Source organism: Streptococcus mitis, from assembly GCF_005144795.1.
Lineage (GTDB): Bacteria > Bacillota > Bacilli > Lactobacillales > Streptococcaceae > Streptococcus > Streptococcus mitis_BB.
Genome location: NZ_SWFJ01000005.1, coordinates 36,192 through 51,399, shown reverse-complemented (window position 1 = coordinate 51,399; position 15,208 = coordinate 36,192). Strand labels below are relative to the sequence as shown.

Sequence of the window (15,208 nt, the reverse complement as noted above, 5' to 3'; positions counted from 1 at the left end):
AATTTAGAATCGAGGTACACCAATGGCTGTAAAATTTACAAAACGAGACGACTTGGACAAGATGTTTGAAGAATTTGCGAAACTCCCTGATTTGAAACAAGTCACTTTCACTGATGACAAAGAGAAAAAAGCCAAAGCAGAAAAGAAAAACTAGATGACTGCTTTCCAACAACTCCCATCTAGTGTGCTTCAGGCTGGAGCCATTTTTCTCTCCATTATCATTGAAGCCCTACCCTTCGTTCTGATAGGAAGTATTGTCTCAGGACTGATTGAGGTTTATATCACACCTGACAAGGTTTATCATTTTCTCCCTCGAAATCGTTGGGGGAGAATCTTTTTTGGCACCTTCGTTGGGATACTTTTCCCTTCTTGTGAATGTGGAATCGTCCCCATTATCAATCGTTTTCTGGAAAAGAAGGTTCCCAGTTACACAGCAGTTCCCTTTCTCGTAACAGCGCCTGTTATCAATCCTATTGTTCTCTTTGCGACCTATTCTGCCTTTGGCAACTCCTTCCACGTCGCCTTGTTACGAGCTCTTGGTTCCATTCTTGTAGCTGTGATACTTGGGATTTTTCTAGGATTTTTCTGGCAAGAACCGATTCAAAAAGAAAATCGTTTTTCCTGTCATGAGCACGATTTTTCTCATTTGAGTCCTGCAAAAAAAGTTTTTCAGGTCTTTGTGCAAGCAATTGATGAATTTTTTGATACGGGACGTTATTTGGTATTCGGCTGTCTCTTTGCCTCTGTTATACAGGTCTATGTTCCGACACGGATTCTGACCTCTATCAGTGCGACTCCTCTTTTTGCCATCCTACTCTTGATGCTTTTGGCCTTTCTTCTCTCTCTCTGCAGTGAGGCGGATGCCTTTATCGGTGCTTCTCTTCTCTCAAGTTTCGGCTTGGCACCAGTTCTGGCCTTTCTCGTCATTGGTCCAATGCTGGATATCAAAAATATTCTCATGATGAAAAATTACTTGAAAGCACGATTTATCAGTCACTTCATAACGATTGTGACTCTTGTCGTATTAGTGTATTCTCTCTGGATTGGAGTCATCCTATGATTCGATTTTTAGTTTTAGCTGGCTATTTTGAACTGACCATTTATCTCCATCTGTCGGGCAAGTTAAACCAGTACATCAACATGCACTATTCCTATCTGGCCTATATTTCCATGGTGCTTTCATTTGCTTTGGCAATCGTTCAATTGTATATCTGGATGAAGCAAGTCAAAACCCATAGTCATCTGAACAGCCGATTCGCGAAGGTAACGAGTATTGCTCTTCTGGCTATTCCTATTGTCGTCGGCTTAACTTTTCCAACTGTTAGCTTGGATTCTCAGACCGTTTCTGCCAAAGGATATCATTTCCCTTTATCAGAGGGCACGGATCAAGCCATTCAGACAAGCGAAGGGACGACAAGCCAATATTTGAAACCAGATACCAGTTCTTATTTTTCAAAATCAGCTTATGAAAAGGAAATGAGAACTGCAGCGGATAAATACTTGTCCCAAGATAATATTCAGATCACTAATGAAAACTATATGGAAGTCATGGAAGCTATCTACGACTATCCAGATGAATTTGAGGGCAAGACAGTCCAGTTCACAGGCTTTGTCTATAACGACCCCAGTCATGCCAATAGCCAATTTCTGTTCCGCTTCGGCATTATTCACTGTATCGCGGATTCAGGTGTCTATGGATTGCTGACCAAGGGAAATACCCGTCAATATGAAAATAATACTTGGATAACAGCCAAGGGAAAACTCGTCAATCACTATCATAAAGAACTCAAACAAAACCTCCCAACCTTGGAAATTGACAGCTTTACCAAAGTCGATAAACCAGAAAATCCCTATGTGTATCGAGTGTTTTAAAAAAGTAGCCTGGAAAGGGCTACTTTTTCTATTTAGAAATAAGAATCTAAAGTATGGGTAATTTTATATAAAACTCCGATTTCCTACTCAGCATCCTTCCAATTCCGAGCAATTTCTTCATCTTTCTGGAGTTGATCTACCAGTTCTTCAACAGAGTCAAATTTGACCATTTCACGGACACGATCTAGCCAGTAGACAATGACTGTCTCACCGTAAATGTCATCTGAAAAATCAAAAATATTGACTTCAAAACGTGGCTCTTCTCCATCGAAAGTAACATTTTTCCCTACACTCGCCATTCCACGATATCTTTTACGCTGCACTTCAATATCGACTACGTAAACACCATCTGCTGGCATATAGGTTCGATCTCTTAAAACTAAGTTTGCTGTTGGGTAACCGATAGTCCGTCCACGAGCATTCCCATGAACAACCATTCCACGTGACGGTAGAGGAGTGCCAAGTAAATGACCAGCTTCTCTGACATCTCCATCAAGAATAGCTTGACGAATACGAGTAGAACTAATTTTCCCCTTTTCATCCTCAACAGGAGGAACAATGATGATTTCTCCATCAAAATAGTCCTTCAAATCATCCGCAGTTTTCTTATCAGAACCAAAGGTGTAATCAAATCCCGCTACAATAATCGCTGGTTTTAATGCTCTAACATAGGTATCAAAGAACTCTTGACCCGTTAAACTAGCAAATTTACTACTAAAGTCAAGTAAGAAAAGAGCCTCTACTCCATGCCATTTCATCTTATGTTCTCGTTCTTCATGGCTAACAATATGGAGCATTAATTCTGGCTTGTACGGTTGCAAAGCAAGCTTAGGGGACTCTGTAAAGGTCATCACGACAACTGGTAGATAATCTTTCATAGAAGCCTTGCTAGCTACTTCAAAAAGCTTCTGATGTCCTTTATGAATACCGTCAAAATAGCCTAATACAAGAACTGTTTTATCAGGTACTGCGATGTCTTTTTCATTTTTTATAGGTACTGTTGTAATCATGAAACTATTATATCATAGAGAAAGCCTTTTCGCTAAAAGGAAAGCCCAAATGTCGTTTTTTGCCCCTGAACTGACCTTAAAAAATTATTCAAGATGTTAGTTTTAAAAAATAGCATCCCCTAAGAGATGCTATCGTTTGGTAACTAATCTACTGTTTCTTCCAAATCTTTTAACTTCACCGAAACAATTTTTGAGACACCTGATTCTTGCATGGTCACTCCATAGATGGAATCAGCCGCTGCCATGGTTCCTTTACGGTGGGTTACGACGATGAACTGGCTGTCCTTGTCAAATCGATTGAGGTAATCCCCAAAACGTTTAACATTGGCTTCATCCAGCGCAGCTTCCACCTCATCCAAGATGACAAATGGAATGGTCTTGACACGAATAATGGAGAAAAGCAAAGCAAGAGCTGATAAGGCTTTTTCACCACCACTCATCAGATTAAGAGACTGGATTTTCTTACCTGGAGGTTGAACAGAAATCTCAACACCAGCTGTCAGCAAGTCTCCCTCAGTCAAAATGAGGTCCGCCTGACCTCCACCAAACATCTGCTTGAAGGTCACTTTAAAGGACTCACGTATAGCCTCAAAGGTTAATTTAAAGCGTTCCTTGACCTCATCATTCATCTCTGTAATGGTTTCAAGCAGCAAGTTTTTCGCTGATAAAATGTCATCACGTTGGCTATTTAGGAAATCCAGACGATTGTGAACTTCTTCGTACTGTTCAATAGCATCCAAGTTGACAGGACCCAGCGAGCGAATAGCCTTCTCTAAATCTTTAACCTCTTGCTCTGCCAGATTGAGATTTTTCAATTCATGTGCCTTTTCTAGTGCTTCAGTATAGCTAATCTGATACTGGTCTGTTAATTGACTTTGTAGATAGCGCAAGCGCTCGCTGACCTTTTCTTTCTTAGCTTCAGCACGTGTTTGCTTGCGAATCCACTCCTCATTCTGCTGGCGAGCCTGATCCAAATGACTAGCAATATCATCCAGCTGACCTTCTATATCATCCAACTCAAACTGCTCGCGAATCAAACCTTGTTGGAGATTTGTTTTCTGGTTTTTGGCTTCTTCAGCCTGTTGACTGAGCAATTCTGTATCAACCTTCTCAATATTATCAACCTTTTCTTGAAGAAGGCGTTGGATTTCTTCTTGCTCAATATCCAGATTATCCAATTCCTTGCCTAAACGTTCAATATCCGCAACTTCGTAACGTTTTTGCCCTTGCAGTTCTGTCTTAAGCAGGCGAGCTTGCGCTACCTCTTCCTGAAAGTTTTGATAGCGTTCTTGGATGGCGTTTTTGTTAGACTTAATTTCTTCAATCTCAGCTTCCAGATTTTGCTTTTCACTGGCAATGGCAGCAAGTCGCTCTTGGCATTTTTCCTTGTCTACTTGCCAATCTCCCTCAGAAAGACGATTTAATTCCTCTTCTTGAAGTTTCCAAAGAGTTTCCAGTTCCTCAACTTGCTGACTGGTCTGCTGATAAGCGAGGGACAAGCCTTGCTCCTGAATACGAGTCTGCTCACCCTGAGATTTGATAATTTCTAATCTTTCTGTCAATCTAGCCATCTCATCTTGCAAGGTCTTCAAAGTCGCCTCTTCTGAACGCAAGATTGCTTCTTCTTCAGCAATTTCTTTTTGTAATTGCTCCAGTTCTGGCTTGATAAAAATACTGTTGTTCTGGCGATTGGCTCCACCTGCGTAAGAACCACCTGTGCGCAACTCTGTACCGTCCAAAGTCACCATACGAACCTGATAACGAACCTGGCGAGCTGCTACACACGCGTGTTCTACAGTATCAAAAATTGCTGTCATAGCTAACAAATTCTTAAAAATAGCTTCCAGTCTAGTATCGAATTTCACCAACTCATCTGCCATCCCAAGGAAACCTGGACTTGCAGCGATAGCATCTTGGTTCTGACTAGAAATCGTACGCGCCTTAATAGTGGTCAAAGGAAGGAAGGTTGCACGACCTGCTCTGTTTCGTTTGAGGAAATCAATCGCCTTGGTTGCTGCCTCTTCATCTTCTACGATGATATGCTGACTGCTGGCTCCAAGCGCAATCTCTAGGGCAGTTTGATATTGCACATCAAAGGTCAGGTGCTCACTGACTGCACCAATAATTCCACCAAGGCGGGCTTTTTCTTGGAGAACACTCTTAACACCTGCATAAAAGTTACTGTGATTTCTAAGAATATTTTCCAAACTTTGGGCTCTAGCCTGCTTGTTTTTGAGATTATCCAGACGGTCAAAGAGTTGACTTTGTTGAGCTTGATAGGAAGTTTTCTGTTCCTCTTGCTCCTTGGCACAGACTTGATAGTCAGCCAATAATTTCCGAACCTGCTCCTTGGCAGTTTCAAGCTCAGCCTCTTGCTGACTCGCCTTTTCTTTAGCTGTAGCCAGCTGTTCTTTGAGTTTTTGTAGTTGATCTGCTTGTTTTTGAGAAAGCTGACGACTATTTTCCAACTCGTTTTCGATACGGGTCAGCTGGTTTGAGACATCTGCTTCTTCTTGTAAAAGAGCTACAAAGCGTTCGCGTAAGAGCTCAATCATTTGATCAGGATCATCTGAAAAAGCTAGCAATTCAGCTTCTAAACGATTGAGTTTTTGATTATTTTGGACTAGATTTTCCTCTAAAAGTGCTAAAGAGCTTTCCTTATCAGATTTTTCTTTGCTGAGTGAATCTCTCTTATCCTCTAAAGCCGCCAAACGGGCTTGTGCTTCCTGTTGATTCAGAGCTACTTGCTCAGATTCCAGTTTCGATAGGGCTAATTTTCTCTCTAAATCACTAATCAGACTGGTCAAATCCATCAAACTGACTTGGTCTTTGGCCATTTCAGCCTGTAAATCTTGGCGTTGCTTCTTGAGATTCTGATTTTCTTCTTCTAATTTCTCACGCTTTTGATAATAACTAGTCAAGAGTTCCTGAACCTGTGCCAACTCTTCTTCTGTCGATTCTAGTTCAGCCTTATTTTCCTTGATTTGGGCAACCAGTACATCCAAGTAAATAGCTTTGCGTTGAACTTCCAAGTCTAGAAACTTACGAGCATTTTCAGCTTGCTTCTCAAGAGGCTTGATTTGATTATCCAACTCGTAGATAATGTCCTCTAAGCGGTCTAGATTATCCTGAGTTTGTTGCAATTTGCTCTCTGTCTCTTTTCTACGAGTCTTGTATTTCAAAACTCCTGCAGCTTCTTCGAAAATGGCACGGCGTTCTTCAGGCTTAGAATTAAAAATCTCCTCAACCTTCCCTTGGGAAATGATGGAGAAGGAATCTCGTCCCAAACCTGTATCCAAGAAAAGGTCATGAATATCACGTAGACGGACTTTCTTACCGTCAATCTTGTATTCGCTATCTCCACTACGATAAATATGACGTTCCACCCTGATCTCTTGACCAGCGTCCTTGATAAATCCGTCATGATTATCCAGAGTCACAACTACAGAAGCGTAATTGAGCGGTTTACGACTTTCGGTCCCGGCAAAGATGACATCTGGCATCTTGCCACCACGGAGACTCTTAACACTTGACTCCCCCAAGGCCCAACGCAAACTTTCTGTAATATTCGACTTTCCAGATCCATTTGGTCCAACGACTGCCGTCACACCTTGGTCAAAGACGACATTAGTCTTATCAGCAAAAGACTTGAATCCCTGAATTTCGATTTCCTTTAAATACATGAATCCAGCCCTTTCTCAACGGCATTTTTGGCAGCTTCCTGCTCTGCTAATTTCTTAGAACGACCTTGACCTTGACCAATGCTCTTACCTTCAACCAGAACTTCTACATCAAAAACCTTATCATGGGCAGGCCCCGTTTCAGAAATCACTTGATAACGAATAGCCACATCCCCATTGACCTGAAGTAACTCTTGGAGATAGGTTTTGTAGTCTGTAATCATCTCAAATTCTCCTGCTTCAACCTTAGGAATCATGACTTGATAGATAAATTCCTTAACCTTGGCCACATCCTTATCCAAAAGGAGGGCACCAAGAAAGGCTTCAAAGGCATCCCCAAGAATGGTGTCACGATTGCGACCACCAGATTTTTCTTCCCCTTTACCCAACTTGATAAATTGATCAAACTGGCAATCACGCGCAAAACCAGCCAAACTCTCCTCGCGGACAATCATGGCACGGAGTTTGGACAAGTCACCCTCAGGCTTTTTAGGATATTTTTTATACAGATATTCTGAAATCAATAACTGTAGAACAGCGTCTCCTAAAAATTCCAAGCGTTCATTGTGTGAAATTTTTAAGAGGCGATGCTCATTAGCATAACTCGTATGAGTAAAGGCAGTTTCCAGTAAATTTTTGTCTGCAAATTCGATTGCAAAATGGTTCTTTAGTACAGTTTGTAATTCTTTCATACCAACCTCTTTCTAACTGATAACAGTCCTTTTTATTATATCAAAAAAAGCCTCCTGAGTCACTCTAAAACAGGACTGGAGAGCCTTTGGGAATTCTTTAAAATAAGATTTTCAGTTTTAAGGGCCAATTTAGGGCTGTGTAAAAAAAAAGCCCTATTAAAGGCTTTTTAGGATGTTTACATCCACCCTGAGGGAATCGAACCCCCATCTCAAGAACCGGAATCTTACGTGATATCCATTACACTAAGGGTGGAAACTTGTTTTATTATAACAGAAATTTGCTCTAATAACAAGTTTTTTTCTAGACAGATAGCCCGTCTTAGTGGGAAGCATCCCCATTCCAGATTGAGTTTTTCACGATAACATAATCAACGTGTTTAAGGTCAGCAACCTGACGTCCACCTGCATAAGAAATAGCACTTTGAAGGTCTTGTTCCATCTCAGTTAAAGTGTCTTGCAGATGACCTTTTGCAGGAAGTAAGATACGTTTTCCTTCCACATTCTTATAAGCTCCTTTTTGGTATTGGGAAGCTGAACCGTAGTATTCTTTGAACTGTTCGCCATCGACTTCAATCGTTTTCCCTGGACTTTCAATATGTCCTGCAAAGAGGGAACCAATCATGACCATGCTAGCACCGAAGCGGATAGACTTGGCAATATCACCGTGAGTACGAATCCCACCATCAGCGATAATCGGTTTACGTGCAGCCTTAGCACACCAGCGTAGAGCAGCCAACTGCCAACCGCCTGTACCAAAACCAGTCTTAACCTTGGTAATACAAACCTTACCTGGACCAATTCCGACCTTAGTAGCATCCGCACCAGCATTTTCCAATTCACGCACAGCTTCTGGTGTTCCCACATTTCCAGCAATAACAAAAGTATCTGGCAATTCTTTCTTGATGTGTTGAATCATAGAAATCACGCTATCCGCATGACCGTGGGCAATGTCAATCGTGATGTACTCAGGAGCATCAGCCTTGAGCTGGCTAACGAAATCATACTCATAGTCCTTAACACCGACAGAAATAGAAGCAATGAGACCTTGATCATGCATACGCTTAATAAAAGGAATACGGCCTGCCTCATCAAAACGGTGCATAATGTAGAAGTAACCACCTTTAGCTAGTTGCTCTGCTACATTTTCATCTAAAATAGTCTGCATATTAGCTGGCACAACAGGTAGTTTAAAGGTGTGATTTCCCAGAGTGACACTTGTATCCGCTTCTGCACGGCTTTTAATCACACATTTATTTGGAATCAATTGAATATCTTCGTAATCAAAAATTGGAAATTCATTTAACATATCGATGTCTCGTTTCTTTTGTAATGGCCTACCTATGCTCTTGCATCCCTACGTCTTTTCCGACGTTTCCTTAATTTATTATAAACTAAAGTACAGTTTTTGTCAAATTATTTTATAAATTAAAATATGTCGTTCGGATTTTACTTGAACAAATAGAAAGAATAGGAGAGATTATTTTTGCATCAATGATCTTTTTAGTGGATACATTTCTAATATACATTAAAGAGTCCATTTTGTTACAGAAAAATGTTCAATAAAACATATGATAAAAAACTGCGTAACAACTCATCAGAAAAAATTATAAAAACAATTACATTATTATTTCTATCAATTTTTCCCTTTTTTTACTCTCAAAATAAAGTTCCTAAAGAATCGTTAGGTCTCATTGAATAAAATCTAAAGCAGATTCAAGATTTTTTTCAAACCTCCTTTAAAACAATGCTCAAGAATAAAGAAAAAATCTTTTAACGGTCTTCATTTAGCGTAGTCTAATACAAATTAAAAAAATTTAACAATATCATTAAGTATCTCGAAAGCTTTAAATTTGGTTTGAAAAACTTTGATAACTATGAAAAAAGTATTTTCAATGCTCCCAACACAAAAAAGAAAGGACTAAATTTGGTCCTTTCTAGATGTTAGTTTTTTTCAATCCACTGTAATAGATAAAGGGAATGGTTATCCTCAGTCTGAAGAAAACAACTATTCTATCCCTTTTACTTGCGTTTCTTCTTCGCTTTTTTCATTTTGTTAGCCATGCGTTTCATAGACTGTTTCATGGCAAATTCACCGATTTTACCTTTTAGTCCACCACCAAACATCTGACTCATATCTGGCATTCCTGCTCCTCCGAGAGCTGACAGGTCAGGCATACCGCCTTGTCCCATCATTCCTTCAAGGGCAGACATATCCATTCCTCCCATATTTGGCATATTTTTAGGAAGGTTGTTTGGATTGATTCCCATTTGCTTCATCATTTTGTTCATATCCCCAGACATGACACCCTGCATGAGTTGTTTAGCCTGGTTAAAGTCTTTGATGAATTTATTGACTTCGACAAATGTATTTCCAGAACCTGCGGCAATACGACGGCGACGGCTTGGATTTAACAAATCTGGGTTTTCACGTTCTTCAGGTGTCATGGAAGACACAATGGCACGTTTGCGAGCAATCTGGCGTTCATCCACCTTCATGTTTTGAAGTGCTGGGTTGTTGGCCATACCTGGAATCATCTTGAGCAAGTCTTCCATAGGCCCCATGTTTTGTACCTGATCCAACTGATCAATGAAATCATTGAAATCAAAGGTGTTTTCACGCATCTTCTCAGCCATTTCAAGGGCTTTTTGCTCATCGTATTCTTGAGAAGCTTTCTCAATCAAAGTGAGCATATCCCCCATACCAAGAATACGGCTTGACATACGGTCTGGGTGGAAGGTTTCAATGTCCGTAATCTTTTCACCTGTACCAGTAAACTTGATTGGTTTTCCAGTAATGTGTCGAACAGATAGGGCAGCACCACCACGAGTATCGCCATCAATCTTAGTAAGGATAACCCCAGTCACTTCCAACTGAGCATTAAACTCACGCGCAACATTGGCCGCTTCTTGACCAATCATGGCATCAACGACGAGCAGAATTTCATTTGGTTGGGCCAATGCTTTCACATCACGAAGCTCGTTCATAAGGAGCTCGTCAATCTGCAAACGACCTGCCGTATCAATCAAGACATAGTCATTATGATTGGCTTGGGCTTGTTCCAAACCTTGACGTACAATCTCAACAGCTGGAACCTCTGTCCCAAGAGAGAAGACAGGAACATCAATCTGTTGTCCCAAGGTCTTAAGCTGATCAATGGCAGCAGGACGGTAAATATCCGCCGCAATCATCAAAGGACGGGCATTTTCTTCCTTCTTGAGTTTGTTGGCCAATTTACCTGCAAAGGTTGTTTTACCAGCTCCCTGCAAACCAACCATCATGATAATCGTCGGAATTTTAGGAGACTTGATAATCTCAGCCGTATCAGAACCTAAAACGGCTGTCAATTCCTCATCAACGATTTTAATAATTTGTTGCGCAGGATTAAGGGTATCAATGACCTCATGCCCGACCGCACGCTCACGAACTTTCTTGATAAAGTCCTTTACAACAGGCAAGGCAACATCGGCCTCAAGCAAGGCCAAGCGAATTTCTTTGGTTGCCTCTTGGACATCAGCTTCAGAGATTTTTCCTTTTTTACGTAGATTTTTAAAGACGTTCTGCAAACGTTCTGTTAAACTTTCAAATGCCATTTTTCTTCCTCTTATTCTCTATTATCAATGCTTGTTAAAATTTCTATCTGCTCCTGCAGAAAGTTATCCTTGGGATAACGCTCCAAGATCTGGTCAAAAATTTGACTGCGGACAATGTAGTCCGAGTACATGTGCAATTTCATCTCATAATCTTCCAGAATCTTTTCTGTCCGCTTGATATTATCATAGACAGCCTGACGACTGACACCAAATTCCTCGGCAATTTCAGCAAGGCTGTAATCATCAGCGTAGTAGAGCTCTATGTAATTCATTTGCTTATCTGTCAAAAGCGCCGCATAAAATTCAAAGAGCGCATTCATACGATTGGTTTTTTCAATTTCCATAACTTTTATTATACCAAAAAATCTATTATATCGCTATAGCAGAAAGGCTCCTAACACAGTTCGAGTACAAAAAAAGAACCTTGCAAAGCAAGATTCTTTTAGTGTCTGACTTAAATAATTGTTCTTCTGGGAACTAAATCGAATTAAGCTTCGATTTCTGTAACCATACCTGAACCAACAGTACGTCCACCCTCACGGATAGAGAATGTAGTACCTTGTTCTACGGCGATTGGGTGGATCAACTCAACGTCGATTGTCACGTTATCACCAGGCATTACCATTTCAGTACCTGCTGGAAGTTCGATTGAACCTGTAACGTCAGTAGTACGGAAGTAGAATTGTGGACGGTAGTTGTTGAAGAATGGAGTGTGACGTCCACCTTCTTCTTTAGTAAGGATGTAGACTTCACCTTTGAATTTAGTGTGTGGGTTGATTGAACCTGGTTTAGCGATAACTTGTCCACGTTCAATTTCATCACGTTGAACACCACGAAGAAGGACACCTACGTTATCTCCGGCAAGACCTTCGTCAAGTTGTTTACGGAACATTTCAACACCAGTAACAACTGCTTTTTGAGTTTCTTCTTTGATACCAACGATTTCGATTTCGTCGTTGACTTTAACGATACCACGGTCGATACGTCCTGAAGCAACTGTACCACGTCCAGTGATTGAGAATACGTCTTCGACTGGAAGAAGCAATGGTTTGTCAGTGTCACGTTCTGGTTCTGGGATGTACTCATCAACTGTGTTCATCAATTCCATAACGATGTCTTCGTATTTAGAGTCACCTTCAAGGGCTTTAAGAGCTGAACCTTGGATAACTGGAAGATCGTCACCTGGGAAGTCGTATTCTGACAATAGGTCACGGATTTCCATTTCAACCAATTCAAGTAATTCTTCATCGTCAACCAAGTCAACTTTGTTCATGAAGACGATAAGGTGTTTAACACCAACCTGACGTGAAAGAAGGATGTGCTCACGAGTTTGTGGCATTGGTCCGTCAGTTGAAGCTACTACAAGGATAGCACCGTCCATTTGAGCAGCACCAGTGATCATGTTTTTAACGTAGTCCGCGTGTCCTGGAGCGTCGATGTGAGCGTAGTGACGTTTTTCAGTTTCGTACTCAACGTGCGCAGTGTTGATTGTGATACCGCGTTCGCGTTCTTCTGGAGCAGCATCGATAGACGCATAGTCTTTAGGTTGGTTAACTGATGAAGGCAAGCGACGTGCCAAAACAGTTGTGATAGCTGCAGTTAGGGTAGTTTTACCGTGGTCAACGTGTCCGATAGTACCAATGTTAACGTGTGGTTTACTACGATCGTATTTTTCTTTTGCCATTTGAGTAAAAGCCTCCAATAAAATATATTTTATAGATAGACAGTAGGCAATACAGTCTAACTTTCCTTACTATTTTATCAAATTTCAGCTAAATTGCAAGTGTTTTACAAAGTTTTTGTGAATTATTCTTAATCTACTAATCTAAACGACACTTCTGCTCCTATCACTTAGCTAAACAAAAAGAAAAATCAGGAATTCCTGACTTTTACTTAGCTAATTCTCTTTCTCGTTCTTTCATTATTTTATGATTTTCATACAAACGTGATAAGAACTTAGAAATTTCTTTTAAGATAGAATAAGTTGGTACAGCGACAATCATACCAATGACACCATAGATATTACTTGATAACAAAAGTAATACTAAAATCGTAATTGGGTGAACCTTCATCACACCACCAACGATTCGAGGGTAGAGGATATTTCCATCCACTTGTTGAATGATTAGCATGTAAACAACTGCAATCAGCATTCTATGGGGATCAGTAAAGACATTGGCGATAATCATTGGAATCAAGCCAATACTTGGTCCCACATAAGGAATGAGATTGGCTAACCCTGAAAAGATAGCGAAGACCAAAGCGTATTTTAAACCAATCACGCTATATCCGATAAAGGCCAAACAACCAATAATAATCGCATCAATTGCGACTCCACTAATATAGCGAGCAATTGTCGCATTCAAATTCTTTAATAGGCCTGCAATATGTAGCTTATCTCTCTTTAAAACAGTACGTTCAAGCATCGGTAAAAATTTGTGACCATCTAACAAAAAATAAACCAAAAATACAGGTGTCATGATAATAATTAAAACAGTACTAAAAAGAGCTGATAGGATACTTCCGACACTATTCGTCACACTATTTAGTATATTTTGTAAAATATCTACATAAGAAAGATTTAATTGTTGAATATTCGCTTGAATATCCAAATTTTGAAAGGCTGGATAAGTAGATAAATCCACAATCAAATCTTGTAAACGACTGTAGATAGTCTGGCTAGTCGCAATCAAGCTGGTCAACTGATTGACCAAAATCGGTAAGAGATAGACTACCCCAATAACTAGCCCCCAAACCAAGGCACACAAAGTTAGTAGAATACCAATAATACGATTAATTTTGAAATACTTTTGTAAAAAACTAACAAAGGGATTTGTTAAATAATATAAAAAACTACCTAGAAGAAAGGGAATCATTATGGTGTTTGCGACACTTACAAAAGGCGTTATAATCCCACCCATCTGTCTCCATAAATAAAAGATGATGGTTAATAGTAAAATCTCACTGGTCCAAAAAAATAATTTATTCTTACGAAACATGGGGTACCTCCACTCATCTATTTTACCACACTTTCAAAAAAGCTTCTTTCTTCTATCATGAAACTGGGAATATTTTTTTCTTTATGTTAGAATAAACTTACTATGAAAAAAATAATTTTAACTCTACTAAGCTTATCTGTGATTGGGTCAGCATCTACTGTTGCTGCTCAGGATTTTAATATTACTGCAAAACATGCCATTGCTGTTGAGGCAAATACTGGTAAAATTCTCTATGAGAAAGATGCAACCCAGCCAGTTGAAATTGCTTCAATCACAAAGTTAATTACTGTTTATCTTGTCTATGAAGCCTTGGAAAACGGCAGTATTACACTATCAACTCCTGTAGATATTTCTGATTATCCTTACAGATTAACGACAAATTCCGAAGCAAGTAATGTTCCTATGGAAGCTCGTAATTATACCGTCGAACAACTACTTGAAGCAACCCTAGTATCTAGTGCTAACAGTGCAGCTATTGCCCTAGCTGAGAAAATTGCTGGCTCAGAAAAAGATTTCGTCGATATGATGCGGGCAAAGCTCTTGGAATGGGGAATTCAGGATGCCACTGTTGTCAATACGACGGGTCTTAATAATGAGACTCTAGGGGATAACATTTACCCAGGCTCTAAAAAAGATGAGGAAAATAAGCTCAGTGCTTATGATGTTGCTATCGTTGCTCGCAATCTCATCAAAAAGTACCCACAAGTCTTGGAAATCACCAAAAAACCCTCTTCTACTTTTGCTGGAATGACAATCACTTCGACTAACTACATGTTAGAAGGCATGCCTGCTCATCGCGGTGGTTTTGACGGACTCAAGACAGGAACAACAGACAAAGCCGGTGAATCTTTTGTGGGTACTACTGTCGAAAAAGGGATGAGGGTTATCACAGTTGTTTTAAATGCAGAGCATCAAGACAATAATCCTTACGCTCGTTTTACAGCTACATCTTCACTAATGGATTATATTTCTTCTACATTCACACTTCGCAAAATCGTTCAAAAAGGGGATGCCTACCAAGATAGCAAAGCTCCTGTACAAGATGGAAAAGAAGATACAGTCACTGCCGTTGCCAAAGATGATATCTCTTTAATTGAACGTGTTGGAAGTCAATCTTCCCAATCTGTTCAATTCACACCTGATTCTAAAGCAATCCCAGCACCACTTGAAGCCGGAACAGTGGTTGGACATTTGACTTATGAAGACAAGGACTTGATTGGTCAAGGTTACATTACCACAGAACGTCCTAGTTTCGAAATGGTAGCGGAAAAGAAAGTTGAAAAAGCTTTCTTCTTAAAAGTTTGGTGGAATCAGTTTATCCGATTTATAAACGACAAACTATAATATAGTAAACTTATCAAAGC

Annotated in this window: 12 protein-coding genes and 1 tRNA gene; 4 read left to right on the top strand and 9 right to left on the bottom strand. The window is 40.0% G+C overall.

All coding sequences use genetic code 11. The annotated features are described in order from the left end of the window. Positions 1-22 precede the first annotated feature (22 nt). The 3 genes from FBF73_RS10210 to FBF73_RS04485 are packed head-to-tail and all read left to right on the top strand — an operon-like array spanning position 23 to position 1,872. Complete coding sequence (locus FBF73_RS10210) at positions 23-154, top strand: SPJ_0845 family protein (protein ID WP_060628174.1); 132 nt, start codon at positions 23-25, stop codon at positions 152-154. Further along, entirely contained in the window at positions 155-1,060 is a 906-nt protein-coding gene (locus tag FBF73_RS04490) for a permease (protein ID WP_136937101.1), read from the top strand. Then, on the top strand, positions 1,057-1,872 hold the full coding sequence (locus tag FBF73_RS04485; RefSeq protein WP_136937100.1) for a TIGR03943 family putative permease subunit: 816 nt from the start codon (positions 1,057-1,059) through the stop codon (positions 1,870-1,872). The genes FBF73_RS04490 and FBF73_RS04485 overlap by 4 nt, the downstream gene beginning before the upstream one ends. Before the next feature lie 83 nt (positions 1,873-1,955). Here the strand turns inward: FBF73_RS04485 and FBF73_RS04480 are convergent, their stop codons facing one another. From FBF73_RS04480 to FBF73_RS04440, 9 genes are all read right to left on the bottom strand, one after another. Continuing rightward, positions 1,956-2,882, bottom strand: coding sequence for a bifunctional riboflavin kinase/FAD synthetase (locus FBF73_RS04480; RefSeq protein WP_136937099.1), 927 nt, complete (start codon positions 2,880-2,882; stop codon positions 1,956-1,958). 143 nt (positions 2,883-3,025) lie between these two features. Next, positions 3,026-6,565 carry a chromosome segregation protein SMC gene (gene smc / locus FBF73_RS04475; protein WP_136937098.1) on the bottom strand — a complete coding sequence of 1,180 codons (3,540 nt, stop codon included), beginning with the start codon at positions 6,563-6,565 and terminating at the stop codon, positions 3,026-3,028. Then, positions 6,556-7,254, bottom strand: a complete 699-nt coding sequence (gene rnc, locus FBF73_RS04470; protein WP_000661490.1) for a ribonuclease III — start codon at positions 7,252-7,254, stop codon at positions 6,556-6,558. Before rnc ends, smc begins: the two co-directional genes overlap by 10 nt. Positions 7,255-7,435: 181 nt before the next feature. Beyond that, positions 7,436-7,507 (bottom strand) — tRNA-Arg (locus FBF73_RS04465). Between the two features lie 66 nt (positions 7,508-7,573). Further along, positions 7,574-8,560 carry a GMP reductase gene (locus FBF73_RS04460; RefSeq protein ID WP_000931164.1) on the bottom strand — a complete coding sequence of 329 codons (987 nt, stop codon included), beginning with the start codon at positions 8,558-8,560 and terminating at the stop codon, positions 7,574-7,576. Positions 8,561-9,273: 713 nt separating this feature from the next. Beyond that, on the bottom strand, positions 9,274-10,845 hold the full coding sequence (gene ffh / locus FBF73_RS04455; RefSeq protein WP_136937097.1) for a signal recognition particle protein: 1,572 nt from the start codon (positions 10,843-10,845) through the stop codon (positions 9,274-9,276). An 11-nt stretch (positions 10,846-10,856) separates the two neighbouring features. Further along, positions 10,857-11,189 (bottom strand): putative DNA-binding protein, encoded by a 333-nt coding sequence (locus FBF73_RS04450; protein ID WP_000402071.1) that lies wholly within the window; start codon positions 11,187-11,189, stop codon positions 10,857-10,859. 143 nt (positions 11,190-11,332) lie between these two features. Further along, complete coding sequence (gene tuf / locus FBF73_RS04445) at positions 11,333-12,529, bottom strand: elongation factor Tu (RefSeq protein WP_001040724.1); 1,197 nt, start codon at positions 12,527-12,529, stop codon at positions 11,333-11,335. Positions 12,530-12,734: 205 nt separating this feature from the next. Further along, positions 12,735-13,844, bottom strand: a complete 1,110-nt coding sequence (locus FBF73_RS04440) for an AI-2E family transporter (protein ID WP_136937096.1) — start codon at positions 13,842-13,844, stop codon at positions 12,735-12,737. A 102-nt stretch (positions 13,845-13,946) separates the two neighbouring features. Between FBF73_RS04440 and pbp3 the strand changes: the two genes are divergently transcribed. Beyond that, positions 13,947-15,188 carry a D-alanyl-D-alanine carboxypeptidase PBP3 gene (gene pbp3, locus FBF73_RS04435; protein ID WP_136937095.1) on the top strand — a complete coding sequence of 414 codons (1,242 nt, stop codon included), beginning with the start codon at positions 13,947-13,949 and terminating at the stop codon, positions 15,186-15,188. Positions 15,189-15,208 lie beyond the last annotated feature (20 nt).